26 protein-coding genes and 1 tRNA gene are annotated in these 26,656 nt (G+C 65.8%); 12 read left to right on the top strand and 15 right to left on the bottom strand.

Going from position 1 to position 26,656, the window contains the following annotated elements:
* Window positions 1-45 precede the first annotated feature (45 nt).
* The 4 genes from J8847_RS20850 to J8847_RS20835 all read right to left on the bottom strand — a co-directional run bounded on the left by J8847_RS20850 (window position 46) and on the right by J8847_RS20835 (window position 6,794).
* On the bottom strand, window positions 46-1,383 hold the full coding sequence (locus tag J8847_RS20850; RefSeq protein WP_211526626.1) for a TAXI family TRAP transporter solute-binding subunit: 1,338 nt from the start codon (window positions 1,381-1,383) through the stop codon (window positions 46-48).
* A 44-nt stretch (window positions 1,384-1,427) separates the two neighbouring features.
* A complete protein-coding gene (locus J8847_RS20845) occupies window positions 1,428-4,706 on the bottom strand; it encodes a transglycosylase domain-containing protein (RefSeq protein WP_373999958.1) in 3,279 nt (1,092 codons plus the stop codon).
* Window positions 4,707-5,059: 353 nt separating this feature from the next.
* Window positions 5,060-5,857, bottom strand: a complete 798-nt coding sequence (locus J8847_RS20840) for a molybdopterin-binding protein (protein WP_211526624.1) — start codon at window positions 5,855-5,857, stop codon at window positions 5,060-5,062.
* Between the two features lie 121 nt (window positions 5,858-5,978).
* The gene (locus J8847_RS20835) at window positions 5,979-6,794 is read right to left on the bottom strand and encodes an EI24 domain-containing protein (RefSeq protein ID WP_211526623.1); all 816 of its coding nucleotides are present in this window, start codon (window positions 6,792-6,794) and stop codon (window positions 5,979-5,981) included.
* A 162-nt stretch (window positions 6,795-6,956) separates the two neighbouring features.
* Here J8847_RS20835 and J8847_RS20830 point away from each other — a divergent pair, with 162 nt between their 5' ends.
* Together J8847_RS20830 and J8847_RS20825 are read left to right on the top strand one after the other, a co-directional pair.
* Window positions 6,957-7,313, top strand: coding sequence for an FKBP-type peptidyl-prolyl cis-trans isomerase (locus J8847_RS20830; protein WP_211526622.1), 357 nt, complete (start codon window positions 6,957-6,959; stop codon window positions 7,311-7,313).
* 154 nt (window positions 7,314-7,467) lie between these two features.
* Window positions 7,468-7,722, top strand: coding sequence for an acyl-CoA-binding protein (locus J8847_RS20825; protein ID WP_211526621.1), 255 nt, complete (start codon window positions 7,468-7,470; stop codon window positions 7,720-7,722).
* 40 nt (window positions 7,723-7,762) lie between these two features.
* Here the strand turns inward: J8847_RS20825 and J8847_RS20820 are convergent, their stop codons facing one another.
* On the bottom strand, window positions 7,763-8,044 hold the full coding sequence (locus tag J8847_RS20820; protein WP_211526620.1) for a polyhydroxyalkanoic acid system family protein: 282 nt from the start codon (window positions 8,042-8,044) through the stop codon (window positions 7,763-7,765).
* A gap of 180 nt (window positions 8,045-8,224) precedes the next feature.
* On the opposite strand from J8847_RS20820, the gene J8847_RS20815 reads away from it, so the two are divergent.
* The 5 genes from J8847_RS20815 (at window position 8,225) to J8847_RS20795 (ending at window position 13,288) form a co-directional block, all read left to right on the top strand.
* Window positions 8,225-9,541: a hypothetical protein gene (locus J8847_RS20815; RefSeq protein ID WP_229513088.1), complete on the top strand. Its 1,317-nt coding sequence runs from the start codon at window positions 8,225-8,227 to the stop codon at window positions 9,539-9,541.
* Window positions 9,538-9,813 carry a protealysin inhibitor emfourin gene (locus tag J8847_RS20810; RefSeq protein WP_211526619.1) on the top strand — a complete coding sequence of 92 codons (276 nt, stop codon included), beginning with the start codon at window positions 9,538-9,540 and terminating at the stop codon, window positions 9,811-9,813. The genes J8847_RS20815 and J8847_RS20810 overlap by 4 nt, the downstream gene beginning before the upstream one ends.
* A 243-nt stretch (window positions 9,814-10,056) precedes the next feature.
* Window positions 10,057-10,380 carry a ferredoxin FdxA gene (fdxA, locus tag J8847_RS20805; protein ID WP_211519300.1) on the top strand — a complete coding sequence of 108 codons (324 nt, stop codon included), beginning with the start codon at window positions 10,057-10,059 and terminating at the stop codon, window positions 10,378-10,380.
* 108 nt (window positions 10,381-10,488) lie between these two features.
* Window positions 10,489-11,586, top strand: coding sequence for an NAD(P)/FAD-dependent oxidoreductase (locus J8847_RS20800; protein ID WP_229429671.1), 1,098 nt, complete (start codon window positions 10,489-10,491; stop codon window positions 11,584-11,586).
* 466 nt (window positions 11,587-12,052) lie between these two features.
* Window positions 12,053-13,288: a polyhydroxyalkanoate depolymerase gene (locus J8847_RS20795; protein WP_211526618.1), complete on the top strand. Its 1,236-nt coding sequence runs from the start codon at window positions 12,053-12,055 to the stop codon at window positions 13,286-13,288.
* Between the two features lie 219 nt (window positions 13,289-13,507).
* On the opposite strand, the gene J8847_RS20790 is transcribed toward J8847_RS20795, so the two are convergent.
* A complete protein-coding gene (locus J8847_RS20790; RefSeq protein ID WP_211526617.1) occupies window positions 13,508-13,864 on the bottom strand; it encodes an RcnB family protein in 357 nt (118 codons plus the stop codon).
* 154 nt (window positions 13,865-14,018) lie between these two features.
* Here J8847_RS20790 and rsxB point away from each other — a divergent pair, with 154 nt between their 5' ends.
* Both rsxB and nth read left to right on the top strand, forming a co-directional pair.
* Window positions 14,019-14,699: an electron transport complex subunit RsxB gene (rsxB, locus tag J8847_RS20785; RefSeq protein ID WP_211526616.1), complete on the top strand. Its 681-nt coding sequence runs from the start codon at window positions 14,019-14,021 to the stop codon at window positions 14,697-14,699.
* Between the two features lie 4 nt (window positions 14,700-14,703).
* The gene (gene nth / locus J8847_RS20780) at window positions 14,704-15,399 is read left to right on the top strand and encodes an endonuclease III (protein ID WP_211526615.1); all 696 of its coding nucleotides are present in this window, start codon (window positions 14,704-14,706) and stop codon (window positions 15,397-15,399) included.
* Here nth and J8847_RS20775 read toward each other — a convergent pair.
* From J8847_RS20775 to rplU, 7 genes are all read right to left on the bottom strand, one after another.
* A complete protein-coding gene (locus tag J8847_RS20775; protein WP_211526614.1) occupies window positions 15,363-15,755 on the bottom strand; it encodes a nuclear transport factor 2 family protein in 393 nt (130 codons plus the stop codon). The two genes, nth and J8847_RS20775, sit on opposite strands and share 37 nt — an antisense overlap.
* A gap of 64 nt (window positions 15,756-15,819) precedes the next feature.
* A complete protein-coding gene (locus J8847_RS20770) occupies window positions 15,820-17,415 on the bottom strand; it encodes a methyl-accepting chemotaxis protein (protein WP_211526613.1) in 1,596 nt (531 codons plus the stop codon).
* A 163-nt stretch (window positions 17,416-17,578) separates the two neighbouring features.
* Complete coding sequence (gene proB / locus J8847_RS20765; RefSeq protein ID WP_211526612.1) at window positions 17,579-18,697, bottom strand: glutamate 5-kinase; 1,119 nt, start codon at window positions 18,695-18,697, stop codon at window positions 17,579-17,581.
* The gene (locus tag J8847_RS20760) at window positions 18,694-19,122 is read right to left on the bottom strand and encodes a hypothetical protein (RefSeq protein ID WP_211526611.1); all 429 of its coding nucleotides are present in this window, start codon (window positions 19,120-19,122) and stop codon (window positions 18,694-18,696) included. Before J8847_RS20760 ends, proB begins: the two co-directional genes overlap by 4 nt.
* Before the next feature lies 1 nt (window position 19,123).
* Window positions 19,124-20,236, bottom strand: coding sequence for an Obg family GTPase CgtA (cgtA, locus tag J8847_RS20755; protein ID WP_211526610.1), 1,113 nt, complete (start codon window positions 20,234-20,236; stop codon window positions 19,124-19,126).
* A gap of 101 nt (window positions 20,237-20,337) precedes the next feature.
* Complete coding sequence (gene rpmA / locus J8847_RS20750; RefSeq protein WP_005668438.1) at window positions 20,338-20,610, bottom strand: 50S ribosomal protein L27; 273 nt, start codon at window positions 20,608-20,610, stop codon at window positions 20,338-20,340.
* Window positions 20,611-20,647: 37 nt separating this feature from the next.
* Window positions 20,648-20,959, bottom strand: a complete 312-nt coding sequence (gene rplU, locus J8847_RS20745; RefSeq protein ID WP_211519308.1) for a 50S ribosomal protein L21 — start codon at window positions 20,957-20,959, stop codon at window positions 20,648-20,650.
* 265 nt (window positions 20,960-21,224) lie between these two features.
* Between rplU and ispB the strand changes: the two genes are divergently transcribed.
* The 3 genes from ispB to J8847_RS20730 all read left to right on the top strand — a co-directional run bounded on the left by ispB (window position 21,225) and on the right by J8847_RS20730 (window position 22,757).
* Entirely contained in the window at window positions 21,225-22,214 is a 990-nt protein-coding gene (gene ispB, locus J8847_RS20740) for an octaprenyl diphosphate synthase (RefSeq protein WP_211526609.1), read from the top strand.
* Between the two features lie 54 nt (window positions 22,215-22,268).
* Window positions 22,269-22,345: transfer RNA gene (locus J8847_RS20735), tRNA-Pro, on the top strand.
* A 139-nt stretch (window positions 22,346-22,484) separates the two neighbouring features.
* Window positions 22,485-22,757, top strand: a complete 273-nt coding sequence (locus J8847_RS20730; RefSeq protein ID WP_211526608.1) for a DUF4242 domain-containing protein — start codon at window positions 22,485-22,487, stop codon at window positions 22,755-22,757.
* Between the two features lie 35 nt (window positions 22,758-22,792).
* Here the strand turns inward: J8847_RS20730 and J8847_RS20725 are convergent, their stop codons facing one another.
* Both J8847_RS20725 and J8847_RS20720 read right to left on the bottom strand, forming a co-directional pair.
* Window positions 22,793-25,255, bottom strand: a complete 2,463-nt coding sequence (locus tag J8847_RS20725) for a glycoside hydrolase family 31 protein (RefSeq protein WP_211526607.1) — start codon at window positions 25,253-25,255, stop codon at window positions 22,793-22,795.
* On the bottom strand, window positions 25,242-26,656 hold a 1,415-nt coding region (locus J8847_RS20720; protein WP_211526606.1), incomplete at its 5' end, for a trehalase family glycosidase. The genes J8847_RS20725 and J8847_RS20720, both read right to left, overlap by 14 nt.

The raw sequence follows: 26,656 nt of genomic DNA, 5'->3' as shown, positions 1-26,656 counted from the left end.
TGGACAGCAGTGGGCGAAGGCCGGGACCCAAGTTTGCGTAAAGATCTACTCCGTCACCGTCCCCGCCATGATCCGCTGACGGACGATGTTGATATGGCTCCTCAGCCCATATAAAGCATCCGCAAACGCCAGCGGGATCGAAATGTGATTCACCCGTTCCTCGATATCGTCCAGCCGGTGCAGCAGATCCTGCCTGACGACCTCGCGCTCCTCGCCCTGCGCCCTTTCCATCGCCTGCTCCACCGCCCTCAGCTCGCCATACCAGCGGTAAACGCGGGAGCGCACCCGCCACACGTACAGCGGCGGTACGATCTTCGACAAGGGAATGAGCAGGGCCGCCAGCGCCACCGCGATCACGCCCAGCCGGTCGAGCAGGTTGGCCAGCCAGAAGCTCATGTAGCGCTGCAGGAAAGGCGGCCCGTCGCGGTAATAGCGCGCCGCCTCGTCCGCCACCGGGATCTCGGTGTACTTCGGCGAGGGAAACTGCCCCTGCTGCTGGAACCACCCTGCCCCGCCGTGGATCGCATAGGCCGCCTTCACGAACAGCCCCACCAGCGCCGGATGCAGCTCCTCGCGCGCCACCAGGGTAGCGGTCGGCGCGATCAGGTGATAGTCCTGGGCGGGAATATTGCGCCCCAGGTCGACGATCCCGCGCGGCAGCACCACATGGGTCAGGAAAGGCAGGCGCCGCGTGTAGGCCTCGGCCTGGGAAAAATCGAACAGCCGGATGCCCGGCGTCTGCAGCAGCATCTGGATCAGCGGCGCTTCGGGCGCCGAGCTGAACACGAGGCCGTCGATACGCCCTTCCAGCAGTTCCACCGTGGCGGGCGTGTTGGCCAGGGTGCCGATGCGCAAATCCCCGGGCTCGACGCCGTTGGCCGCCAGCACCTGGCGGAACAGGCGCGGCACGCCGGTGCCGGCCGGGCCGAGGTTGATGCGCTTGCCCTTCAGGTCGGTCAGCTTGGCGACTTTCGCTTCCGCACGCAGGAACAGCCAGACCGGCTCGGTGAACAGGCTGCCGAGCGAGACCAGCCCGTGACGCGCGGCCTGGCCGTCGTCGGTCGAGCCGCTCTGCACGAAGGCGATGTCGGCCTTGCCCGCGATAAGGCGTTCGAGGTTTTCCTGGGAGCCCAGCGAAGGCTGGAGTTCGACCGTGATCTCGTCGCGCGCGAGGATCCGGGCGTACTGCTTGCCGAACTCCTCGTAGGCGCTGTTCTCCTGCCCGGTGGCCAGCACCAGCCGGCGCGGCGGGGCCGGATCGACCCACCAGTAGGCCAGCGCGACGGCGGCGATCACGACCAGGATGGTCGGACCGGAGGCTACCAGCAGGTCGCGCAGCGAGACGATGCTGAAGCTGCGCACCTTCAAGACAGCGCGGCGCATTGCTCCTTCCCTTGCGCCGCGCTTTTTCACCTCACCCGGTTCGCTCAACGGACGCACGGAGGCCGCGCCGCCACAACCCGGGCCACTGGAGCCGGGGCCGGCGCCGGAGCCGGAGCCGGCAGGCCGGTCACCGGATCGATCACGGCCGGCGGCGCAGGCGGCGCCGGCGGCACCAGGCCCGGCACCGTGGTCAGCTGCGCAGCGCCGGGGGTCGGCTCGATCATCGGCATCAGGCTCGGCGCCAGGGTCGTCAGCAACTGCACCGGCAAGGCGCTGGTGAAGTCGTAGTCGCCCGATTGCGGGCCATGCACATAAGCGGTCATGCTGCCGAAGAAGCGCTCGCCGATGTTGAACACGAAGGTCGCCGACCGGTTCACGAAGCGCGATTCGATCACGCGGCCGCCACGGGCATACACCTCGAAGCGCTGGTCGCCGGTACCGGTCTTGCCGCCCACCGCGATCACGCTGCCGTCGGACTGCACGAAGGCGGTCTTGACGCGCTTGGCGGTGCCTTCCCGGACCACGCCCTGGATCGCATCCGCGACCTCGCGCGCCACCTCGGGAGCCAGCACCTGTTCCTTGCCGCCGCCCTTGTTGCGCTTGACCAGGGTCTCGTAAGGCGTGTCCTTGGCGAAGTGCAGCGAGTCGATGCGCTCCACCGGCTTCCTCACGCCGCCGTTGACGATGATGCCCATCAGCTCGGCGAGTGCGGCCGGACGGTCGGCCGAGGCGCCCAGGGTGGTCGCATAGGACGGCACCAGCGATTCGAAGGGATAGCCCATCTTCTTCCACTGGGCGTGGATCTTGAGGAAGGCTTCCACTTCGAGCAGGCCGGCGATACGCTTGTCCTGGGCATGCTTGCGGTGGGTCTTGAACAGCCACGAGTACACTTCCTGGCGTTCCTTGACGCTGGCATTGGTCACTTCGGTCCAGCCGGCCTTCGGATGGGTGCGCAGGTAGCTCACCAGCCACAGTTCGAGCGGGTGGACCGAGGCCACGTAGCCGCGGTCGGCCAGCGACATGTTCTTCGGATCGTACATCTCGTACATCTTCGGAATGCGGTCCGGATCCATGTCGTTGCTCGACGGCAGAGACTTGTCGATGAACTCGGCGAACTGTTCCAGGGTCGCGTTCGGCGCTACGGTGCGGTGCGCGGCGGCCAGCTTGGACGCCATCGGACGCACGCCCGAGAACAGCATGGTCTCGATCTCGGCCGGGGTCTTGCCCTTGTACTTGTTCCAGAACTTGGCCAGGAAGTCCTTGCCCTCGCGGTCGGCGAAACGCGACAGGTATTCCGCGCGGCGCGGATCGTCGGCGTCGGCCAGCAGCTGGGCCGAGGAGCCCGGCAGCTGGAACATGTAGTAGCGCACCACGTCGCGCATCATGCGCACGAACACCAGGTTGGTCGACTGGCGCAGCGCTTCGTGCACCGTCATGATCTTGCTGTTGTCCAGCTTGCTGAAGTTGCCGAAGGTGTGCAGGCCGCCGCCGGTGAAGAAGGCTTCGCCCGGGTTGGCCGAATACTTGCGCTCCATCGCGGCCTTGAGCATCGGGGTCAGGCCGCGGTCGGCGTTCTCCGGCAAGCTGCGGAAGTACTCGATCGCCCACTGCGACATGCGGTCCTTCGGATCGACGCTCACGCCCATCAGGCCGATCTTGTCCATCGGCTCGTAGCGCTTGTGCAGCTGGTCGACGATGTCGAGGTAGGTGACCAGGGTGCGCAGCTTGGCCGTCGAACCGAGGTCGAGCTTGGCGCCTTCGTTGATGTCGAGCGGCTGGTCGTAGTTGTCGGTCTGGACCCGCAGGTAGTTGACGTGCTCGCCCCGCTCCATCAGGGTGAAGCTGTACACCACCTTGGCCGGGTCGCCGTTGCCGAGCAGGCCCTTGCCGGTCAGGCCGGCTTCCTGGGCATGGCCCGGGTCGGTCAGCTTGCGCAGCGCCGCGGTCACGGCCTGCTGCACTTCCGCATCCAGGGTCGAGACCACCGACAGGTCGAGGCGGTCGATGTTGTACAGGCGCGAGTCGCCGATCAGGTAGCCGAGGTGGTTGCGCACCGCGTTGGCGGCCTTGCGCGACACGAAGGCGTCGGCCGGCGGCGGCGCCACGCCCGAGCCCTGGGCCGGGTGCAGCTGCGCCTTGAGCGCGGCGTCGCGCAACTGCGGCGAGATCACGCCGGCCTGGGCCAGCACGCGCAGGTGGCTGTTGGTGAGGGTTTCGAGGTCGTTCTCGCCCGCGCCCAGGTAATAGGCCGGACGGCGCTGGGCGATCATCAGCGACAGCGCTTCCTTGTAGGCCAGCACCGCTTCGGGGCTGGTCATCGGCCCTTTCAGCATCTGGGTGACCTGGTTGAAATCGCGGCCGTACCAGACCCACATGCCGTCCCCGATGCCGTTCACTTCGCCGTAGCCGAGCTTGGCCGACAGCGGCACCGTGTTCAGGTAGTCGAGCACGATGCGGCGGCGCGCCTGGGTGGTGTCTTCACCGTCCTGGTAGGCGCGCAGGGTGGCCGAGGCCATCTGGATCAGCTTGTCGGAGAGCGAGCTGGTGCGGCCTTCCGGCGAGTGGCGGTACTTCTCGATCTGGGTGGCCAGGGTCGAGCCGCCGGCCACGCGGCCTTCGCCGCCCAGGCCGACGCTGGACAGCGACTTGTCGAACACGGCCTTCGAGAAACGGTCCCATTCGACCGCCGGGTTGCGGCTCGGGTGCTTCGCGTCGAGCAGCTCGCGGTTCTCGATGAACAGCAGGCTCTGCACCAGCAGCGAGGGCGCCTCATCGAACTTGTGGTAATAGCGCTCCGGGAAGCGCGAGGTGAACAGCGGCTGGCTGCGGCAATCGAGGATCTCGAGGCCGACCTTGGTCTTCTCGTGGAAGGTGGCGTACAGGCCGCGGTCGGCGAACTCGACCATCTTGGGCGACATGCGCGCCTGGGCCGCGACCGAGTACTCGCGCGCCTGCAGCTTGTCGATGTACTGCGGCAGGCTGGCGTAGCCGAGACGCGTGTCGTAGGGGCTGGCGGCCGGGAAGCGGATCGCGTTGCTCGGGCCTTTTTCGACGCGCCAGTTCAGGTCCTCGGCCATCTCGGCGAAGATCTTGGCCTGCAGGCGCGAGGTTTTCATCTCGAGCGCGGCCCAGGCGGCCAGCAGGGCCGCCAACAGGGCCGAACCGAAGAACAGCCAGAGCTTCCAGCGGCGCTTGCGCGGCTTGGGCTCGGGCGCATCGGAACCGCCGCCGCCCGGCGCACCGCCGAGGTGGGGGTAGGCTTCGTAGAGGGGAACATCGTTGCCTCCCGCGGAGGCGAGCGCCGGCGCTGGGGCCGCATGCACAGAAGGCGTCGCGGCAGCGGGGCGATCGCGCCACCTGCCGAATACATCGAATACAAAACTGGGCCGTCCGAAACGGCGAATACTTTCCATGATGATGGCTTAACTGGTCTGAATCGTTTTACGTGCAATCCCCGCCAACCTGCTCGCCATCTGCTACTGGTCTGTTCGAGTGATCGAGGTGGTCATTGGTTCGCATACAGCGGCCGATGCGATCTCACTCCAGATGGCACCGTCCGTAGGTAATATTCCACCACATCAATACGACACGCGCGAGACACGGTTTAACAATTTTGATGTGCGTGGAATATTTTCGCAAAAAAACAACGACTAGCTTAACTGCGCGACATGCCTATTTATAAAGGTCGATACTCTGCTTTTATCCGATCGAGCTCGGCGCACATCGCGGCATAGGCCGCCGCCACCGATTCCGGCCTACCCTTCACTCCCAATTCGATATGCCGGCGCGTCTGCGCATCGCCCACGCTCGGCAGGCTGAACACCCGTGCACCCTCGTGCTCGCGCTGCAGGCGCTCCATCAAGGGCGTGAGCGCGGCCTCCGCCTGTTCGTAGACCAGCAAGGCCCGTTCGGCATAGGCCTCGCGATGGAACAGGTGGGGGTAATGGGTGTCGAGCACCCACGCGATCATGGGCCAGGCCATGACCGGGAAGCCGGGCACGAAGTGATGCGGCGCGCGGCCCTCCATGATCGAGAAGCCGGCGATGCGGTTGTAGGGATTCGGGATCAGCTGCGCGCCCTGCGGGAACTCGGCCATCTTGAGGCGCTGCAGGTTCTCCGGTGCGCTGAAGTCCGGCTCCCTGCCCGCTTCCAGCGCCGTCTCGCGGATGCGCTCCTCGATGTGGCGCCGGCCCTCGGCGTGCAGCATCAGCGGCAGGCCCAGCGCCGCACCCGCGCACTGGCGCGTGTGGTCGTCCGGCGTGGCCCCGATGCCGCCACAGGAAAACACGATGTCCTCGCCCGCGAAGCTGCGCCGCAGGGTCTGCGTGAGGCGCACGGGGTCGTCGCCGGCGAACTCGGCCCAGGACAGCTGCAAGCCGCGCTCGGCAAGCAGTTCGACCACCTTGGAAAAATGCTTGTCCTGGCGCTTGCCGGACAAAATCTCGTCGCCCACGACGATCAGGCCGAACCCCATGCGTCCCCCGTTTTATGCTGAAGCTTGTTCAAGCCTCCAGTGTGCCACTACGGGAGAATCGCCGTTTGTGGCCGCCCATGCCATCAACGCGCGAACCCGTGCAGCCGTGCACACGCCGGGCTCAAACCGCCTGCGCCACCCCTTCCGCCCGCAACTCTTCAAGTGCCTCCAGGCAGTAGTACTGGAACCATAGTCCCGCGAACAAAAAGATCATGATGTAGAGCCAGAGCGACAGCAGGGCCAGCAAGGGAAAGAGCACGATCGAGATCACGGCGCCGCCCATCCAGGCGATGCCGGGCAGCGCGCCGGCCAGGCCGGTGGCCAGGCCGATCGCCAGCAGCGGCATGCGGCGCGTGCGCATCAGGGCCTGGCGCTCGGCCGGGCTGGCGTGGGCCGCCAGTGCGTCGTAGCTCATCACGCGCGAGGTCACCCAGGCCCACAGGCTGGCCTGCACCAGCCAGGCCAGCGGCGGGATCGCGTACAGCGGCAGGGTGAACAGCCACAGGACGGCGAACATGGCCGAGCTGCCGAGGTTGATGGCGACACTGCCGACGAAGCTGCCGCCCTCCTTCTTTTCGAGCTTGGGATACTGGCGGTTGCCGACATGGCGCTCGATGGCCGGCATCGCGGCCACGCCCATGAACAGCAGGCTTGATGCGATCATCAGCGGCAGCAGCAGCGCGATCGCCAGCAGCGGCACCACGACCACCTTGAGCATGCCCAGGCCCAGGGTGGCCAGCACGTTGCCGCTGGTCTCGAAGGCGTCGTACTCGGAGAACAGGCCATGCAGCCAGTCGAGCAGCGGCTGCAGCCCGAACCACAGCACCACGCCCCACAGCAGCAGCGACAGGACCAAAGGCGTGGCCGAGAGGAGAAGCATGCGGCCGGTGAACTGGGCGCGCAGCGCGCGGCGGTAGGCGGTGGCGACGCCCTTCATTGGCGGACTCCGGGGCGGGCGGCAAGCGGCATGCATCCTCCTTCTAGGTCGGTTGGCGGTATTGTCATTTTACGCACATCGCGGCCCTGCCCCGTGCCGTGCGTGACGCCTTGGCGCGCCATGGACTACAATCCCCGTTCAACATGAACAACAAGGAATACCATGTCCACCATCACCACTGATTCCGGCCTGCAGTACGAAGACACCGTTGTCGGCGACGGCCCGGAAGCCAAGGCCGGCCAGTACGTCACCGTCCACTACACCGGCTGGCTGCGCAACGACGACGGCTCGACCGGCGCGAAGTTTGACTCGAGCAAGGACCGCAACGATCCGTTCCAGTTCGCCCTCGGCGCCGGCCACGTGATCCGCGGCTGGGACGAAGGCGTGCAGGGCATGAAGGTCGGCGGTTCGCGCCGCCTGACCATCCCGGCCAGCCTGGGCTACGGCGCGCGCGGCGCCGGCGGCGTGATCCCACCGAACGCCACCCTGATCTTCGACGTCGACCTGCTCGCCGTCTGATCGGAAAGCACAAGGGACGCCGCGGCGTCCCTTGTCATTCGAGCTTCCCCTCTAAAATGCGGCCGTTTCCTCCGTCCGCGCCGAGCTCCTGCGCTAAGATGCCTGCCGCATTGCCCAGACGGCAAGCACATCAACCAACCACACAGGAGTTTCCATGAGCTTGCAGGAACAGTTCACCCAGGCCCAGCAGGATTCGAAGAATCTGCCGGAGCGTCCGGACAACATGACCTTGCTGAAGATTTACGCGCTGTTCAAGCAGGGTTCGGCGGGCGACGCGACCGGCGAGCGTCCGGGCATGACCGATTTCGTCAACCGCGCCAAGTACGATGCCTGGGCGGCCCTGAAGGGCACCTCGCAGGAAGACGCCCAGCAGCAGTATATCGACCTGATCGAAGAGCTGAAGGGCTGACTGGCTGATCGCGCCGCCTGCACGGCGGCGCGTCGTTTCCTCAGGCGGGAACGAACACTTTCCGCATCTTTTCCGCCACCTTGGCCTCGATGGCCGGCGCGAAGGCGCTCATCAGCATGCCCAGGCGGATGCGCAGCGAAGCGCTCTGCCCTTCCAGCCGCAAGTCCCCATCCACGCCGCTGCGCTCGAAGCGCAGTACGTCGCCCTCCCATTTGCAGGCCAGTCCCAGTTCCGCCGCCAGGCGCTGCGCCACCTGTTCCGCCGCCGTGCGTGCCGCCGCCGGGCTCAGGCTGTGCTCCTGGACGATCTTCAATTCCGCCATCTGACGCTTTCCTTCCTAATCGATTGCAAGACAATCCGCAATGATGCCAGTTGGAAGCGGTCCATGCCAGAGTCCGCCACATTCCACGGCTTGGAGCAGCATCAATTGATGAGTGTCAATGCTTGAGCAGCGCAGCGCGCGACCATAAAAGCGCAGCCCGCGACATCTCAAGGAGTTGACATGGAAGCACATGCCCTGCTGCCGGAAACACCCGGCGAAGCCGATAATGAAGCCGGCTATGAAGCCGGCAACGAGAACCTCATCGAAGCGCCAGCCCTGCCCCAGGCCTTCGGCGCGCGCGTGCTGATGTGGAAGCAGGACCCCTCCGTCAGCGAGATCGGCACCCGCCGCGCTTACTTACCCGAGGCGGTGCTGGCCGGCCCGCGCGACGCCCGCATCGCGCCCGGCGAGCCCGGCATCGATCCGGTGGAGCCGAACGAGGCCGGCGACTTCGTCACCCAGCCCGACACGCCCCAGTTCGACGCCGTGCACACCTTCGCCGTGGTGCGGCAGACGCTCACCATGTACCAGCGCGCCCTGCTCGCGGCCGGCCTGGCCCTGCCCCTGCCCTGGCAATGGAACAGCGGCCTGGACAGCAGCCCCTTGCGCATCTACCCGCACGGCCTGTCCGACGTGATGAACGCCTTCTACAGCCGGGCCCAGGCTTGCCTCAAGTTCGGACACTTCATTCCCGACGGCACCAACGAACCTGCCGACCGGGTCTACACCTGCCGCTCCTTCGACATCGTCGCCCATGAGACCGCCCACGCCGTGCTCGACGGGCTCAAGCCGCGCTGGCTGCTCGCCGACGCGCCTCCCCAGACCGGCGGGCTGCACGAATCCTTCGGCGACCTCACCGCGATTTTCCTGGCCTTGTCCCAGCTCGACCAGTGCGAAGCCGTGGTGGCCCAGACCAAGGCGCAGCTGCACGACAAATCCTTCCTCGCCATCATCGCCGAGCAGTTCGGCGTGGCGATCGGCATGGGCGCCGGGCTGCGCAACGCCGACAACGATCTCAGGCTGAGCCAGGCCGGCACCCAGGTGCATGCGATCTCGCAGGTGTTCACCGGCGCCGTCTACGACGTGCTGGCCGACCTGTTCGCCTGGGAGCGCGATCCCGGGCGCGAGGACGACGCCGCCGTGCTGCACCGGGTCGCCGCCTACCTGGGAGGCGTGGTGCTGCGCGCCCTGATCGCCGCGCCGGACGATGCCGCCAGCTATGCCGACGTGGTCAACGAGATGCTTCGCATCGTGGGCGAGGATGGCCGCCCGGCCGCCTACGCCAACTTCATCCGCAACCAGTTCACCCGGCGCGAGGTGGTCGAGGCCGGCGCAGCCCTGACCGAGGATGTCCTCCCCGGCACCCGGCTCGCGCCCTGCGTGCGCGACGCGCCCGGTGCGCGCCAGGACCGCCACGCCTGCTGCGGGACCATGCAGCTGCCCGAATACCAGCTGGACGGCTGCCGGGCCGATGTGGGAGCACAGGCCCGGCCATGAAGATCAGCGCACGCGCCTGCGGCGGCTTCGCCGGCCTGGCGGAATCCTACGAACTCGACACCGCCGCCCGCCCCGAGGGCGCGGCGCTCGAAGACCTGCTGCGGCGGCTCGACTTCTTCCAGGCCGAGCCGCCCTGTCCGCTCGGGGCCGATATGCCGCGCTGGGAAATCACGGTCGAGGACGGGCCGCGCTGCCACACGGTCTTCCTGCGCGAGGACGGCAGCGGCGGGGACTGGCAGCACCTGCTGGACGGGCTGCGCCGCAGCGCCTGACGGGGGCGATCGGGCTGCGCGTGGATTGCGCGGCAAGGCTTCGGGACGTATTAAAATTGCACGCTCGTGCAGGTTTTCGACGGCACAAGGGCCTTTTTCCCTTCATTTGCTTATGTGTATTGTGTATAAGGCTAATTTGTAGGAAAACCCGAATTGCCCTAAAATACAGTGCTTTGCATTGTCCCGCCGGCCCACGTTCGAAGCGCCCGGCGACGCGACACCCCCACCATTGATAGGACTGTTATGACCCACGTTGTCACCGAATCGTGCATCCGTTGTCGCTATACCGACTGCGTCGATGTATGCCCGGTAGATTGTTTCCGGGAAGGCCCGAATTTCCTTGCCATCGACCCCGACGAGTGCATCGACTGCGCCGTTTGCGTGGCCGAGTGCCCGGTGAATGCGATCTATGCCGAAGAGGACGTGCCTGGCGATCAGCAGCAATTTATCAAGCTCAACGCGGACCTCGCGCGTTCCTGGCCGTCGATCACCAAGACCAAGCCGGCCCTGCCGGACGCGGAAGAGTGGAAGGACGTCAAGGACAAGCTGAGCCAGCTGGCTCGCTGACGCGTACGGCGCCCGGGTTCGCTTAGCGGACTGCGCCGCAGGGTGTCGCCACCGATGGCGGGAAGGCCCGCCATCGCCCAACCATCCAGAAAATCACAGGAAGTAAGCATGACTATCAGTGCCACCCACGAAGCGGGCAGCATCGCTCCCAACAGTTCGTTTGCCGGCGCCATCGAAGCCGACGCCGTGATCATCGGCGCCGGTCCGGTTGGCCTGTTCCAGGTCTTCGAACTCGGCCTTCTCGAAATCAAAGCCCACGTCATCGACTCGCTGCCGGCCGTCGGCGGCCAGTGCGTGGAACTGTACCCGGACAAGCCGATCTACGACATCCCGGCCGTGCCGGTGTGCACCGGCCAGGAACTGACCGACAACCTGCTCAAGCAGATCGAGCCGTTCGAGCCGACCTTCCACCTGGGCCAGGAAGTGACCACCGTCCAGCGCCGTGAAGACAGCCGCTTCAACGTCGAGACCTCGACCGGCACCCGCTTCATCACCAAGACCATCTTCATCGCCGCCGGCGTCGGTTCGTTCCAGGCGCGCACCCTGAAGGTCGACGGCATCGAGAAGTTCGAAGCCGAGCAGCTGTTCTACCGCGTCAAGGATCCGGCCCTGTTCGAAGGCAAGAACCTGGTCATCTGCGGCGGCGGCGACTCCGCGCTGGACTGGGCCCTGAACTTCGTTGGCAAGGCCGAATCGGTCGTGCTGGTGCACCGCCGCGAGGACTTCCGTGCGGCGCCGGCCTCGGTCGCCAAGATGAAGGCCCTGTGCGACGAGTACGAGATGCAGCTGATCACCGGCCAGGTGACCGGCTTCGACGAAAAAGACGGCAAGCTGAGCGAAGTGAAGGTGACCGGCGCCGACGGCGTGACCCGCCGCGTGCCGCTGGACATGCTGCTGGTCTTCTTCGGTCTGTCGCCGAAGCTGGGTCCGATCGCCGAGTGGGGCCTGGACATCGAGCGCCGCCAGCTGAAGGTCATGGACACCGAGAAGTTCGAGACCAACGTGCCGGGCATCTTCGCCGTGGGCGACATCAACACCTATCCGGGCAAGAAGAAGCTGATCCTGTCGGGCTTCCACGAAGCCGCGCTGGCCGCCTTCGGCGCCGCGCCGTACATCTTCCCGGACAAGAAGATCCACATGCAGTACACGACCACGTCGCCGAAGCTGCACAAGATCCTGGGTGTCGAGACGCCGGTGTTCGACTAAGCGATCTCTTCAGGTATCGTCCAAATGCCGCCCTTCGGGGCGGCATTTTTTTTACCTGTTGCGGTGCGCAACGAACTTGGGTTCCGGCCTTCGCCGGAACGACGGTCTCAAGGCAGGTGGAAGACCAACAAGCTACCGCTGCTCTCAGCACGTCGTTCCAGCGAAGGCCGGAACCAAAGTTTCTCCGCAAACCAACAACGCTTCTCCTCCCCTCGAAGTGACGAAGTAGCATCGCCCTCCCCTTGTTCAGTAACGCCCCTACGACAAACTCCTCGTCACAAACACGCGCATATCAACTTATGTGGGACGCCTCACCGAACCGCACTGCACAAATATGCTACAAGTGAACCATACGTAGCAGGGGTGTGAAAACGACTGTTTCCACAAGTAAATCAGTATCCCCTATAATTGATTGCAGCTACGCGCAAACGATTGCGGCGCGCACTGTCTACTGAAGGATTTACCTATGCTTTACCAACTGCACGAGATGCAACGCTCCTTCCTGACCCCGCTGATGCAGTGGGCCGATGCGTCCTCGAAACTATTTTCCAACCCGGTCTCGCCGTTCGCGCACACCCCTTTCGCCCAGCGTATCGCTGCCGGCTACGAGCTGATGTATCGCTTGGGGAAAGACTACGAAAAGCCGGCGTTCGGCATCCATTCCGTGAAGATCAAGGGAGAAGACGTCGGCATCATGGAGCGTACGGTCGTTGAAAAGCCGTTCTGCAAGCTCCTGCATTTCAAGAAAGACCTGGGCGACCAGGCCTTCGAGGCCCTGAACCAGCCGAAGGTGCTGGTGGTCGCTCCCCTGTCGGGCCACCACGCCACCCTGCTGCGCGACACCGTGCGCGCCCTGCTGGTGGACCACGATGTCTGCATCACCGACTGGACCGACGCGCGCATGGTGCCGCTGTCCGCCGGCCCCTTCCACCTGCACGACTACATCTACTACGTGCAGGACTTCATCCGCCTGCTCGGCCCGGACGTGCACGTGATCTCGGTGTGCCAGCCGACCGTGCCGGTGCTGGCCGCGATCTCGCTGATGGCGTCGAATAAGGACCCCAAGCTGCCGAAGACCATGACCATGATGGGCGGCCCGATCGATCCGCGCAAGTCGCCGACCGCCGTCAACGACCTGGCGACCGAGAAGCCCTTCTCCTGGTTCGAGAACACCGTGATCTACTCGGTGCCGGGCAACTACCCGGGCTTCGGCCGCAAGGTGTATCCGGGCTTCCTGCAGCACGCCGGCTTCATCGCCATGAACCCGGGCCGCCACGCCCAGAGCCACCGCGAGTTCTACCAGCACCTGGTGCGCGGCGACGACGACTCGGCCGAGGCGCATCGCCAGTTCTACGACGAGTACAACGCGGTGCTGGACATGCCGGCCGAGTACTACCTCGAGACCATCAAGACCGTGTTCCAGGAGCACCGCCTGCCCAAGGGCACCTGGGAGGTCGGCGGCCAGCTGGTGCGTCCGCAGGACATCAAGACCGTGGCCCTGATGACCGTGGAAGGCGAGCTGGACGATATCTCGGGCCTGGGCCAGACCAGCGCGGCGCATGAGCTGTGCAGCGGGATCCCGAAGGACAAGCATCTCAGGTTCGTGGCGCCGAAGTGCGGGCACTACGGCATCTTCTCAGGCCGCCGCTGGCGCGAGATTATTTGCCCGAAGATTACGGAGTTTATTCAGGCGAATCGCTGATCTTCAAGGGTTAACGGAAAATGCCGCGGGGGTCCGCGGCATTTTTTTTGCACTCGTGCTTTGCAACGAACTTGGGGCCAGTGGCGCGTACGACGGTCTTCAAGTTAGCGATCGAAGTCGAGCTGGCCGTACACCAGCCACCTTCGTTCAACGTCGTTCCGGCGAAGGCCGGAACAATGCCACTGGCATTGTTCCGCCCCAAGTTCACGCAGCACAGTCTTAGCGCGCCACCACCACCTCCGTCACCACCCCCGTCGCAATCCCCACCAGCACATAACTCGCCCCCGCCTGCACCCACTGGTGCCCGCGCGGCGGCTCGCTCAGCTTGTGGGCGCGCCAGTTCTCGATCACGTAATGATGGGTCCGGTAACGCGGCGGCAGCTGCTCTCCGCGCTTGAGTTCCCCGAAGCTTTCCACGCTGCGAAAGCGCACGGTCTGCCTCGCCTTCCCTGCCTGCTGCACGCTCGCGTCGTGCAAGGCCGCATGCTGCCCCCCTTGTGCCCGCTGCTGCGCATGTGCGCCCGGGCCGCTCGACAGGAGTGCGGCAAGCAAGACCGGTACGATCAACTCGTTCATCTCAATGCCCCTCCTTGTTCTCTCTCAGCGCGTACTACATCACGGAATTGCCCCCCGGTCTGTTCGCTCGACCACGATACTGCCCCGCTGCGCCGAACGTCGCACGTTAGGCGGTTTTGGCGGATAATGTCGGCTTTACCAATCCCGCCCCGCCGTGACCAAGTCCCTCGCCGACCAGATCGAAGACCTGCTGCCGCAGACGCAATGCACCAAGTGCGGCTACCCCGCGTGCCGTCCTTATGCGGAAGCGATCGCGCGCGGCGAAGCCGAGATCAACCAGTGTCCGCCGGGCGGCTTGGAAGGCGTGCGCCGCCTGGCCGCCGCCACGGGACGCAAGCTCATCCCGATCAATCCGGCCAACGGCGTCGAACGACCGCGCCCGGTCGCCTTCATCGACGAATCGCTGTGCATCGGCTGCACCCTGTGCATCCAGGCCTGCCCGGTGGACGCCATCCTGGGCGCGGCCAAGCAAATGCACACCATCCTTCCCAGCCTGTGCACCGGCTGCGACCTCTGCGTAGCGCCCTGCCCGGTCGACTGCATTTCGATGATCCCGGTCACGGGAGAAGCGACCGGCTGGGACGCCTGGTCGCAGGAAGCGGCCGACGCCGCCAGGGCGCGCCACGATTTCCGCGCCGAGCGCCTGCGCCGCGAGCGCGAAGAGAACGACGCCCGCCTCGCCGCCAAGGCCCTGGAGAAAATGCGCGCGGTCACCGCCGAGGCGGCCAACACGCCGGAGGAACTGGCCGAGAAGGAGCGCAAGCGCGCCATCATCGCGGCCGCCATGGAGCGCGCTCGCCAGAAGGCAGCCGGGAACCCTCCGGACAAGAACTAAGCAGATGAATCCCGCCAAACGTCTCGAGATCTTTACGCGCTTCCGCGCCGCCAATCCCAAGCCCACCACCGAGCTCGAATTCACGACGCCCTTCGAGCTCCTGATCGCGGTGCTGCTGTCGGCCCAGTCGACCGATGTCGGCGTGAACAAGGCCACGCGCCGGCTCTACCCGGTGGCGAACACGCCGCGGAAAATCCTTGATCTCGGACTGGAAGAACTGAAGTCTTACATTTCGACGATCGGCCTGTACAACACCAAGGCCAAGAACGTGATGGCGACCTGCCAGATCCTGGTCGACCAGTACGGCGGAGAGGTGCCGCCTTCGCGCGAAGCCCTCGAGTCCCTGCCGGGCGTGGGCCGCAAGACCGCCAACGTGGTGCTGAACACCGCCTTCGGCGAGCCGACCATGGCGGTCGATACCCACATCTTCCGGGTGGCCAACCGCACCAGGATCGCACCGGGCAAGAACGTCGACATCGTCGAGCAGAAGCTGCTCAAGTTCGTGCCGAAGGAATTCCTGCACGACGCCCACCACTGGCTGATCCTGCATGGCCGCTACACCTGCGTGGCGCGCCGCCCCAAGTGCTGGAACTGCCTGATCGTGGACTTGTGCGAATTCAAGGACAAGACGCCGGCGCCCGCCGGCGTGCTCGATCCCGCCGCTCAGGCGGCGGAACTGGCGGACGAATCGGCCGAATAGAGCCGCTTTTCGCCGGCGGCGAAGGAGGCGCGCACGATGCGCCCGTTGACCACCTCGTACACGCACAGCATCTCGAGCGTGCCTTTCCCTTCGGGGAAGTTGCGGGTGATGAGTTCGAGGTCGGTGACAAAATTCCCCATCACAGTGCGCGACAGGACGCGCGCGTGCAGGTCCGGCTCCAGGAAGCGCTCCTCGTAGCGCGGGCGGATCTGCGCATGTCCTTCGGCCAGCAGCGCCCCGTGCAGGGCGAATTGCTGCGCATCCGGGGCATAGGCAAACATGAGGGCGTCCAGGTCCTTGGCGTTATAGGCGTCGAGCTGGGCCTGGACGACGGCTAGAGGGGCGGATGGCTGCATGGGCTTTCCAATCGATGAGATCCGCGCATCATACCCCTAAGTTTTCCCGACAGTAAAACCTGCCTCAGGCGACCCGTCGCAGCACGGGACGCCCACGCGCCGCGGCCGGCGTGGGAACGCGCGCCGCCGGCTGCTCGTCGTCCAGCCTGAACACGCTGACCACCCCGGTCAGGGCCACGGTCTGTTCGCGCAGTGCTTGCGCGGCGGCCGCCGCTTCCTCGACCAGGGCCGCGTTCTGCTGGGTGGCCGCATCCATCTCGCCGATCGCCTGGTTCACCTGGGCGATGCCGGCGCGCTGCTCCTGGCTCGCCGCGCTGATCTCGCCGATGATGTCCATCACCTGGCGTACGCTGGCGACGATCTCGCTCATCGTCGCGCCCGCTTCGCCGGCCAGGCGGTTGCCGGCCTCGACGCATTCGCTCGACGCGCCGATCAGGGTCTTGATCTCCTTTGCCGCCGTGGCGGAGCGCTGCGCCAGGTTGCGCACTTCGCTGGCCACGACGGCGAAGCCGCGCCCCTGCTCGCCGGCGCGCGCCGCTTCCACCGCCGCGTTCAGCGCCAGGATATTGGTCTGGAAGGCGATGCCGTCGATGACGCCGATGATATCGACGATCTTGCGCGACGAAGCGTCGATCGAGGCCATGGTGCCGACCACCTGCTCGACCACCTTGCCGCCACGCGTGGCGACGTCGACCGCCGACACCGCCAGCTGGCTGGCCTGGCGCGCATTGTCCGCGTTCTGCTGGACGGTCGAGGTCAGCTCTTCCATCGACGAGGCGGTTTCCTCGAGCGCGCCGGCCTGCGATTCGGTGCGGCCCGACAGGTCCAGGTTGCCGCGCGCGATCTCGCTGGACGCCAGCGCAATCGTCTCGGCGCCGCCGCGCACCTCGTGGACGATGCGGTTGAGGCTGGACGACATCTCCTTCAGCGCCAGCAGCAGCTGGCCGGTCTCGTCGTCGCCGCGGATCGTGATCTGGGTACGCAGGTCGCCGGCCGCCACGCTTCTGGCCGCTTCGACGGCCTCGTCCAGCGGACGGGTGATCGAACGCGACACCAGGACGCCGGCGACCACCGCCGCCGCCGTACCGAGCAGCATGAACAGGTTACTGAGGAAGGTGGCGCGCGCGCTGACCTCGTCGGCGAGGGCGGCACTGGCCGCACTGCGCGCCGACATGGCCTTCTGCGCCTTGACCAGGAGTTCCGCCGGCGCACGGTCCTTGCCCTTGACCGCCGCATCGCCTGCCGGCGCGTCGAAACCGGCCTCGGTGAAGGCGGCGTAGCCGCGGCGATAGTCCTGGCCCATGATGGCGTGGGCGGCGCCGAACTGCGCCACCAGTTCGCGCACCTCGCCCGCGGGCAGTTGCGTCAGCAGCGCCTTGACCTGGGCGTCGACCTGGGCTTCGTTCTTCTGGAAGGCGTCCCAGTACTTGCGGCGCTCTGCCTCGTCCTTGCCGCGCAATAGCGTGTTCTTCCACTCCTGGAGCTGCTTGCGGAATTCGGACAGCAAGGCCTCGACCTGCTGCGCCTGGCCGGCTTCGGCCACGGCGGCCCGGTAGGAGTCGACGGAACGATTCATCTGCGACACCCCGAAGAAGCCGGCGCAGGCGACCAGCAAGGTGACGGTGGCGAAGCCCAAGGGCAGTTTACGGCTCAGTTTCATGAAACAGTCTCCAGCAGCGTGATGTGCATTGCACAATATTGCCGCTAGTCTAACGACTTATAGTTTCAAGAAACAGTTAACGAGCGCCGCCTGGGCGACGGTGAATCGAGCCTGTGTCCAATCTGCAACATAAAGAAAAGGTGAGCAAGCGCCCACCTTTCGGTTACAGCAAGACCATGTTATCGCGATGCACCAATTCAGGCCCCTCGACGAAGCCCAGGATGCGTTCGATCTCGCTCGAGGAATGGCGCATGATGCGGCGCACTTCGCTGCTCGCGTAATTGGTCAACCCGCGCGCCAGCGCCCGGCCGTTTTCGTCGACGCAGGTGATCACCTGGCCGCGGCCGAATTCGCCGTTCACCGCCAGCACGCCGATCGGCAGCAGCGACTTGCCTTCCCTGGTGAGCTTGAGGACCGCGCCCGCGTCGATCACCACCTCGCCGGTGGTGTGCAGGTGGTCGACCATCCACTGGCGGCGCGCCGTCAGGCGGCCGGTGGCGGCGGTCAGCTGGGTGCCGATCGCTTCGCCGCCCGCCAGGCGGGTCAGCACGTCTTCTTCGCGGCCCCAGGCGATCACGGTGTGGGCGCCCGAGCGCGCGGCGCGGCGCGCGGCCAGCACCTTGGTCAGCATGCCGCCGCGGCCGATGCTGCTGCCGGCGCCGCCGGCCATGGCTTCCAGCGCCGGATCGCCGGCCTGGGCTTCCCCGATCAGGCGCGCGTCCGAATCCTTGCGCGGGTCGGCGGAGTACAGGCCGCGCTGGTCGGTCAGGATCACCAGGGCGTCGGCTTCGATCAGGTTGGCGACCAGCGCCCCGAGGGTGTCGTTGTCGCCGAACTTGATCTCGTCGGTGACCACGGTGTCGTTCTCGTTGATGATCGGCACCACGCCCAGGCGCAACAGGGTCGTGAGCGTCGAGCGCGCATTCAGGTAGCGCTCGCGGTCGGCCAGGTCGGCGTGGGTCAGCAGCACCTGGGCGGTCTTGATGCCGTGGGTGCGGAAGCTGGTTTCGTAGATCTGCGCCAGGCCCATCTGGCCCACGGCGGCGCAGGCCTGCAGCTCGTGGATGTCGGTCGGGCGGCTGGCGAAGCCCAGGCGCAGCATGCCTTCGGCGATGGCGCCGGAGGACACCAGGACGACGTCCTTGCCGAGCGTGCGCAGGGCGGCGATCTGGGACGCCCAGCGGGCGATGGCGGTGTGGTCGAGGCCCTGCCCCTCGTTCGTGACGAGCGAGGAGCCGACCTTGACGATGATGCGGGAGGAGGACTGGAGGACGGAGTTCATGGCGACAGGATTTTCCCTCGCGGCCGCAGCGCCAGCAGGGAAAGTCCTGCCAGCAACTCAACCGCGCAGACGACTAATAATACGCCCGTCGGCAGGCCGATCGCAAAGGCTGCGACCAGGCGCCCGGCCGGCTGGGCCAAAAGGAATACTGCAGTGAGGTCGCCGAGGACGGGTTGGTCAACCTGTCTGGACGCCAGCAGAGCCAGTCCCGCGGTGGCGAGGCGCACTCCGACGTAGATGGCGTAGAACTGGCTGTAGCCGTTCACGCCAACGAGGAACAGACCCATCGCGGTGGCGATGCGGTCGGGGTCGAGCATGGCCGCGAGCGCGGCCAGCGAGCTGGTGGTGGCGACCAGCTGCAGGAGCTGGACGCGCCACCAGTCGCGCTTGGAGAAAGCGGCGCTTGTTGCCAACTGCGCAGCCAAGTCAGTCTTCGACAATCTTGAAACGGGGATCGTCCGGATCGATGGACGAGATGGTGCGCGCTTCCTCGACCATCTGCTTTTCTTCGGAACGCTGTTCGACGTGGCGCTCAGTTTCCAGGTGCTTGTAGATGGCATGCACCAGGTCTTCGCAGCCTTCGCGGTTCAGGGCCGAGATCTCGAACACCGGGCCCTTGAAGCCCATGCGCTTGACGAATTCCTTGGCGAGCTTCTTGCGCTCTTCTTCCGGCACCACGTCCAGCTTGTTGAGCACCAGCCAGCGCGGCTTGTTGAGCAGCTCGGCGTCGTACTTTTCGAGTTCCTTGACCAGGGCCTTGGCTTCCTTGACCGGATCGGTCTTGCCGTCCATCGGCGCCACATCGACGATGTGCAGCAGCAGGCCGGTGCGCGACAGGTGGCGCAGGAACTGGTGGCCGAGGCCCGCGCCTTCGGCCGCGCCCTCGATCAGGCCCGGGATGTCGGCGATCACGAAGCTCTTCGCGTGCGACACGCGCACCACGCCGAGGTTCGGATGCAGGGTCGTGAACGGGTAGTCGGCGATCTTCGGGCGCGCGTTCGACACGGCGGTGATGAAGGTCGACTTGCCGGCGTTCGGCATGCCCAGCAGGCCCACGTCGGCCAGTACTTTCAGTTCCAGGCGCAGGGTGCGGCGCTCGCCGGCCTTGCCCTCGGTCTTCTGGCGCGGGGCGCGGTTGGTCGAGGTCTTGAAGTGGATGTTGCCCCAGCCGCCCTCGCCGCCCTTGGCCAGCAGTTCGGTCTGGCCGTGTTCCGTCAGGTCGGCGACGATTTCGCCGTTGACTTCGTCCACGATCAGGGTGCCCACCGGCATGCGCAGGTAGACGTCTTCCGCGCCCTTGCCGTAGCAATCCGAGCCGCGGCCCGGTTCGCCGTTGCGGGCGTTGTGCACCTTGGAGTAGCGGAAGTCCACCAGGGTGTTGATGTTACGGTCGGCGACCACCCAGATCGAGCCGCCCTTGCCGCCGTCGCCGCCGTCGGGCCCGCCGAAGGGGCGGAACTTCTCGCGACGGAACGAGGCGCACCCGTTGCCGCCGTCGCCTGCGATGACTTCAATTCTTGCTTCGTCGATAAACTTCATGATGACCGCCAAAAAACTAAAAAGGCCCTACCGTGGGCAGAGCCTTTCGATGGAAGGCTTGCGCCTTACAAAGAGCGCCGCTGAGCGGCGCGTTGCGTGAATTACGCTGCGACTGCTTCGTTCGCCACGACGGTCACGAATTGCTTCGAGCCGACGCCTTGCTTGACGAACTTGACCGTGCCGTCCACCAGGGCGAACAGGGTGTGGTCCTTGCCGGTACCGACGTTGGCGCCTGCGCGCACCGGGGTACCACGCTGGCGGATGATGATGCCGCCGGCGTTGATCGCCTGGCCGCCATACACCTTCACGCCGAGGCGTTTGCTTTCTGAGTCACGGCCGTTTCGCGTAGTGCCGCCGCCTTTTTTGTGTGCCATTCTAAATGCTCCTTATGACTGGGTGTCCGGACGGCGATTAGCCGTTGATCGAGACGATCTGGATTTCGGTGAAGTTCTGGCGGTGGCCCTGACGCTTCTGGTAGTGCTTACGACGGCGCATCTTGAAGATACGGACCTTGTCGTGACGACCATGCGAAACCACTTTCACCAGCACCGAAGCACCGTCGACCAGCGGAGCACCAAACTTGATGCTGTCGCCCGCGCCAACGGCGAGGACCTGATCGATCGTGAGTTCGGAACCAATGTCAGCCGGTATCTGTTCTACTTTGAGTTTTTCGCCAGCGACAACTTTGTATTGCTTGCCACCGGTTTTTATGACCGCGTACATGATTGAGAAACCTCGTTAAATGTTAAAAAGATTCACCGACGCATCAGCGCCAATTGCTCGCTGGACTGCTGGAATGCCGGGGAACAGAGGATTATACATAAATTGCTGCCCCGCGTCAAAGTGACATCCAGACCGCCGGACGGCGTCGCATTGGACCAACGAAGCCTTCGCGCCACTGAGGAGGACGGGCACTGCTGGCTTGTCGTATAATCCCCGCAATTGATAAAAACTCACTGCTTCTCTGTCTATCTATTGCAGGTTTGCCTTGTCCGCCGCCATCCAACACGCCCAACAACACTCCATCACCTCTTCGATCGCGACCGACATGGAGGCCGTCAATGCGGTGATCCGGCAGCGCCTGCATTCGGAAGTGAGCCTGGTGAACCAGATCGCCGAATACATCATCAGCGCCGGCGGCAAGCGCATCCGCCCGGTGCTGGTGCTGCTGCTGGCCAATGCCTACGGCTACAAAGGCGCGGCCCACCATGAACTGGCGGCGGTGGTGGAATTCATCCACACCGCGACCCTGCTGCACGACGACGTGGTCGACGAATCCTCGATGCGCCGCGGACGCCAGACCGCCAATGCCCTGTTCGGCAATGCCGCCTCGGTGCTGGTCGGCGACTTCCTGTACTCGCGTTCCTTCCAGATGATGGTCGGCCTGAACGACATGCGCGTGATGCAGATCCTGTCCGACGCCACCAACGTGATCGCCGAAGGCGAGGTGCTGCAGCTGCTGAACATGCACGATCCGGACGTGACCGAGGACAGCTACCTCAAGGTGATCCGCTCCAAGACCGCCAAGCTGTTCGAAGCGGCGGCCGAGCTGGGCGCCCTGGTGGCCGGCGCGAACGACGAACAGATCGCCGCCGCCGGCGAGTACGGCCGTTCGCTGGGCACCGCCTTCCAGCTGATCGACGACGTGCTCGACTACGCGGGCGACGCCGCCGAGATCGGCAAGAACCTGGGCGACGACCTGCGCGAAGGCAAGCCTACCCTGCCCCTGATCTGGCTGATGGAACACGGCAGCCCGCAGCAGCGCGAACTGGTGCGCACCTGCATCGAACAGGGCGACGAGCAGCAATTCGAGGCGGTCCTGGCGGCCGTCACCTCGAGCGGCGCGCTGGCCTATACCCGCCAGCAGGCCGAGCAGGCCGCACGGCGGGCGGCGGCCGCGATCGAAGGCTTGCCGGAGAACGAATACAAGCGCAGTCTCTTGCAGCTCTGCAGCTTTGCTGTTGACAGAAACCACTAAGACGACTATAGTAATGCCTTCCCGAGATGCCGGAAACGACGTCTCAAACCCAGTCGGGGTGTAGCTTAGCCCGGTAGAGCGCTACGTTCGGGACGTAGAGGCCGGAGGTTCGAATCCTCTCACCCCGACCACAGAATTCAGTAAAAAAGCCGACCTCGTGTCGGCTTTTTTGCTTTCTGCGCTCTCCCCTCTGGTTCGTTGTTGCCCCTCTCCTTTTGGAGTATGTTGCATGACAGGTAAGTCTTTAACCACAACGACAAGGAGACAGCGATGCCACGCTACATGGTTGAACGCACCTTCCCCGACGGTTTGAACGTACCCGTGAATGCCGCCGGCGCGGAAGGCTTGTGCAACATCGTCAAGGCGAACGGCGAACAGGGAGTCACCTGGGTCCACTCTTATGTCAGCGCAGACAAGCAACGGACCTTCTGCATTTACGACGCCCCTACGCCCGACGCCATCCGCCAGGTCGCGGAGCGCAACGGCCTGCCGGTCAATAGCATCACCGAAGTCTCGGTGCTTGATCCCTATTTCTACCACTAAAGAAAACGCCAACCGATGGGGTTGGCGTTGCACCTCTAGCGGCCGATCAGCACCTGCTTCACGTTTTCATCGGGCAGGGCGATGCGCAGACGGCGTGTCGCCGGGTCGAACCTCAGGTCCTGCACCGGCTTGCCGTCGATGCTGACCGTGCCCGGGGCAGCCGCCAGGCCGATGAACTCGATCGCGCCCACCCGCTGGTAGCCCTGGCTGGCCGGGATGTCCAGGCGCACGCCCTGATCGTCCTGGCTTACCCTGATCATGCGCGACGCTCCTTCGCGATAGCCATAGCCATCGCCCGCATCCTGGAACACCTGGCTGCTGCCGCTGGCCCCGAGCGCAACGGCGAGCGTCAGCGGCTGGTCCTTCATCTCGCCGGTATGCTGCACCGCCGCCACGGTGGGCACGCTGGCGCCGGCGCGGATGTAGAGCGGCAGCCGGTCGAGCGGCGCGGCGATCTTGGCCGAGGTGCCGCCCTTGTGGCGGGCGCCGCTCCACCAGTCGATCCATGTGCTGCCCTTCGGGAAGTAGACTTCGCGGCTGGTGCGGCCTTCGTGCAGCACCGGCGCCACCAGCAAATCGCCGCCCACCAGGAACTGGTCCTCGACCAGGCTGGCGCGCGCATCGCCCGGATAGTCGAACCACAGGGGACGCATCGGCGGCAGGCCCGTACGCTCATTGGCTTCGAACAGCGAATACAGGTAAGGCAGCAGCTGGTAGCGCAGCGCGATCGCGCCGCGGTTGATGCGCTCGTATTCCGGGCCGAAGGACCAGGGCTCGCGCGGGGCCGAGACATCGTTCGAGTGCGTGCGGAAGTAAGGCGTCAGCGCCGCCGCCTGCATCCAGCGCGCGTGCAGTTCGGCGCTGGCGCTGCCCATGAAGCCGCCGACGTCGGCGCCGACAAAAGGCACGCCCGACACCGACAGGTTGGTCAGCATCGGAATGGTCAGCGCCAGGTGGGTCCAGTTCGGCGAATTGTCGCCGGTCCAGACGGCGGCGTAGCGCTGCACGCCGGCGAAACCTGCGCGCGTGAGCACCATCGGGCGCTTCTCGGGGCGCAGCTTGCGCAGTCCTTCGAAGCTGGCGCGCGCCATCTGCATGCCGTAGACGTTGTGGTACTGCGCATGGCTACCGGGGATGCCGTCGCCGGCATGCCGGGCGTCCAGCGGGAAGGTGCGCTGCGGTCCCAGGCCGATCTCGGGCTTGTCGAAGCCGTCGGCCGGGAACACGCCCGGCTCGTTCATGTCGTTCCAGAAGCCGTCGATGCCCAGGTCGAGCGGCGCCTGGTACAGGCTGCCGAACCATGCGCGCGCCGCCGGCAGGGTGAAGTCCGGGAAGGCGCACACGCCCGGCCAGACCTTCTCGTGCAGCTCGCTGCCGTCCGCCTTGCGGACATAGACGCCCTGCTCGCGGCCGCTGCGGTAGATCGAAAAGTTCTGGTCCAGCTTGATGCCCGGGTCGACGATGGTCACCGCGCGGAATCCCTGGCCGTGCAGCTGGTCCACCATCTTCTTCGGCTCCGGGAAGGTCTTCGGATTCCAGGTGAAGACGCGGAAGCCGTCCATGTGGTCGATGTCGAGGTAGATCACGTCGGCCGGGATGCGGCGCTTGCGGAACTCCTGAGCCACGTCCAGCACCTGCTGCTGGTTCATGTAGGACCAGCGCGACTGGTGGTAGCCCAGCGCCCACAGGGGCGGCAAGGCGCCCCTTCCCGTCAGCGCCGTGTAGTCGCGCAGGACGCCGGCCGGGGTGCGCGCGGCGCCGCCCGTGAAGACGTAGTAATCCAGCTCGCCGCCCTTGGCGCCGAAGCTGTAGCGGTGCGGATCGGTCTTGCCCATGTCGAACCAGGTCCGCCAGGTGTTGTTGAAGAACAGGCCGTAGCTCTTGCCTTCATGGAGGGCGATGAAGAAGGGGATCGCCTGGTAGGACGGGTCGTGGCCGGCCGGGTAGTCCGGCACGTCCGCGTTCCACATCACCATCGACTGCTGGTGCCGCGACATCGGGAAGGTCTTCTCGCCGAAGCCGTAGTACAGCTCGTAGTCGTCGCGGCGCATCGAGGTCTCGAAGGAGCCGTCCTTCGTGTTGAAGGCCATCGGACGCGCCGGATCGTCGCCGACGACCAGCCGGCCCGCGCTGTCGACCACCGAGATCGCGAGTTCGGGCGTCTTGCGGATCACCACGCGGGTGCCGGACTCGGAGCGCAGCTCGGTCAGGGCGCCCCTGTTCGTCACCGTGGCGCGGGCCCTGGGCGGCGCGCCGTCGATCGCGTAGGAGACATCGGGGGCGAAGCGGCCAGCAGGACTCATGCGCACGCGGACCGCGTCCGGGGTGGCGAAGCCGACGCGCACGCGCGCGCCGCTGGCCATGCGCAGCTCGACGCCACCTTCGAAGGGCTGGCTTTGGGCGACGGCGCCGACGCTGCGCAGGGCTGCGGCAGCGGGCAGGCTCGCCAGCGTCAGCATCAGCAGCGCGGCGCAATAAGCAGGCTTAGTAAGTTGCATCGAGAGAGACCCTCCTGTCGGGAGCAATGAATTCGCGCATCAGGGTGATGGGCGCGATCGCGGACCAGCCGCAGAAATCGGGTTTGGCCGGCATGCCGGGTGCGGCGGCGTCCGGTGCATAGTTCTCCCAGAACGTGCCGGTGCGCCGGTAGACCTCGGCGACGCAGTCGTAGTAGCTGCGCGCCAGCCCGGCTGCCAGCGCCTGCTGGCCGTAGCGCCGCAGGCCACGGATCACCATGTAGTTGGTCGGGGCCCAGACGCCGCCCAGCCAGTACCCGCCCTCCGGCGTGAAACCCGCCTGGTTGGCGGGGAAAGTCGCGACAGGCACCTTGCGCCAGAAGCTGGCCGGATCGGTCAGGTGGCGCAGCAGCGGCGCTACGCGCTCTTGCGGCACGAGGCCCGCCAGGAGCATCCAGAACATGCCGATGTGCTTGCGGCGGATGGGCTGGCCGTAGCCGAGGTCGTAATAGAAGCCGTCTTCCTCGTGCCAGCACAGGCGATTCAGCGCCTGCCCCATCGCGGCGTGGAAGCGCAGCAGGTCCACGGCATCGTCCGGACGCCCGGCCAGGCGCGCGATGCGCGCGAGGTTCTCGGCGCACAGCGCCATCTGCGCCGAGGTGTCGACCGCCCTGCCCTGCACGTTCCAGGCCGGATGCAGGCCGTTGTAGTCGAAGGGCAGCGAATCGCGCGGGGTCAGGGCAATCCCCTGTCCGTCGTCCCGCCAGCCGTCCGGATGGCGCGGAATATTGTCCATGCCGGAGCCGAGCGCGTCGTTGAAGCACAGCCCGTCCTCGCGCACCAGGTAGCCGCGCAGGTAGTCGAAATTGCGCTTCAGGGCAGGATAGACGCGGCGCAGGCGATCGAGATCCCGGCTTTGATCGAACAGTTCCAGCTCGGCGAAGGCGAGCAGCGGCGGATTGACCGACACCGGATGGGCCTTGGGCCATACCGGTTTGCCCCTGCTGTCGTATTCACGGCAGATGTGGCCGTCGGCCTCCTGCACAGTGTAGAAGTTATCGAGCGCGTTGGCGATCGGCAGCAGGTCCGGATGGTATTTCGCATAGCAGGCCAGGAAGCAGGTATCCCACAGAAAGATGTTCTTGCTGAAGGCTGCATCGAGGAAGGGCTTGCCGAACACGGAATCGCCTTCCTGCCGGATATGGCGGCGCGCGCTGTCCAGCGCGGCGCGGTACATGGCGTCGCCCGCACGGGCCGGCGGAAACGCGCAGCCGGACAGGCCGGCGCCGGCAAGCGCCAGCAGCAGGCGTCGCTTGTTTTTCATGGGAGAAGAAGATAGGCGGGGGGGGGGGCCCCCCCCCGCGGGGGGGGCGGGGGGGGGGGGGGGGGGGGGGGGGGCCGCGGGGGGGGGGGGCGGGGGGGGGGGGGCCCGCGCCCCCCCCC

The organism is Massilia sp. AB1 (assembly GCF_018119385.1).
In the GTDB taxonomy this organism is placed as follows: domain Bacteria; phylum Pseudomonadota; class Gammaproteobacteria; order Burkholderiales; family Burkholderiaceae_D; genus Telluria.
This window is presented reverse-complemented; position numbering and strand designations above follow the sequence as displayed.

Excerpts from the sequence above, each read along its gene's own strand:
- J8847_RS20850 (WP_211526626.1), bottom strand. The coding sequence starts at position 1,383 with ATGCGCCGCGCTGTCTTGAAGGTGCGCAGCTTCAGCATCGTCTCGCTG.
- J8847_RS20840 (WP_211526624.1), bottom strand. The coding sequence starts at position 5,857 with ATGGGGTTCGGCCTGATCGTCGTGGGCGACGAGATTTTGTCCGGCAAG.
- J8847_RS20835 (WP_211526623.1), bottom strand. The coding sequence starts at position 6,794 with ATGAAGGGCGTCGCCACCGCCTACCGCCGCGCGCTGCGCGCCCAGTTC.
- J8847_RS20830 (WP_211526622.1), top strand. The coding sequence starts at position 6,957 with ATGTCCACCATCACCACTGATTCCGGCCTGCAGTACGAAGACACCGTT.
- J8847_RS20825 (WP_211526621.1), top strand. The coding sequence starts at position 7,468 with ATGAGCTTGCAGGAACAGTTCACCCAGGCCCAGCAGGATTCGAAGAAT.
- J8847_RS20820 (WP_211526620.1), bottom strand. The coding sequence starts at position 8,044 with ATGGCGGAATTGAAGATCGTCCAGGAGCACAGCCTGAGCCCGGCGGCG.
- J8847_RS20815 (WP_229513088.1), top strand. The coding sequence starts at position 8,225 with ATGGAAGCACATGCCCTGCTGCCGGAAACACCCGGCGAAGCCGATAAT.
- J8847_RS20810 (WP_211526619.1), top strand. The coding sequence starts at position 9,538 with ATGAAGATCAGCGCACGCGCCTGCGGCGGCTTCGCCGGCCTGGCGGAA.
- fdxA (WP_211519300.1), top strand. The coding sequence starts at position 10,057 with ATGACCCACGTTGTCACCGAATCGTGCATCCGTTGTCGCTATACCGAC.
- J8847_RS20800 (WP_229429671.1), top strand. The coding sequence starts at position 10,489 with ATGACTATCAGTGCCACCCACGAAGCGGGCAGCATCGCTCCCAACAGT.
- J8847_RS20795 (WP_211526618.1), top strand. The coding sequence starts at position 12,053 with ATGCTTTACCAACTGCACGAGATGCAACGCTCCTTCCTGACCCCGCTG.
- J8847_RS20790 (WP_211526617.1), bottom strand. The coding sequence starts at position 13,864 with ATGAACGAGTTGATCGTACCGGTCTTGCTTGCCGCACTCCTGTCGAGC.
- nth (WP_211526615.1), top strand. The coding sequence starts at position 14,704 with ATGAATCCCGCCAAACGTCTCGAGATCTTTACGCGCTTCCGCGCCGCC.
- J8847_RS20775 (WP_211526614.1), bottom strand. The coding sequence starts at position 15,755 with ATGCAGCCATCCGCCCCTCTAGCCGTCGTCCAGGCCCAGCTCGACGCC.
- J8847_RS20770 (WP_211526613.1), bottom strand. The coding sequence starts at position 17,415 with ATGAAACTGAGCCGTAAACTGCCCTTGGGCTTCGCCACCGTCACCTTG.
- proB (WP_211526612.1), bottom strand. The coding sequence starts at position 18,697 with ATGAACTCCGTCCTCCAGTCCTCCTCCCGCATCATCGTCAAGGTCGGC.
- cgtA (WP_211526610.1), bottom strand. The coding sequence starts at position 20,236 with ATGAAGTTTATCGACGAAGCAAGAATTGAAGTCATCGCAGGCGACGGC.
- rpmA (WP_005668438.1), bottom strand. The coding sequence starts at position 20,610 with ATGGCACACAAAAAAGGCGGCGGCACTACGCGAAACGGCCGTGACTCA.
- rplU (WP_211519308.1), bottom strand. The coding sequence starts at position 20,959 with ATGTACGCGGTCATAAAAACCGGTGGCAAGCAATACAAAGTTGTCGCT.
- J8847_RS20730 (WP_211526608.1), top strand. The coding sequence starts at position 22,485 with ATGCCACGCTACATGGTTGAACGCACCTTCCCCGACGGTTTGAACGTA.
- J8847_RS20725 (WP_211526607.1), bottom strand. The coding sequence starts at position 25,255 with ATGCAACTTACTAAGCCTGCTTATTGCGCCGCGCTGCTGATGCTGACG.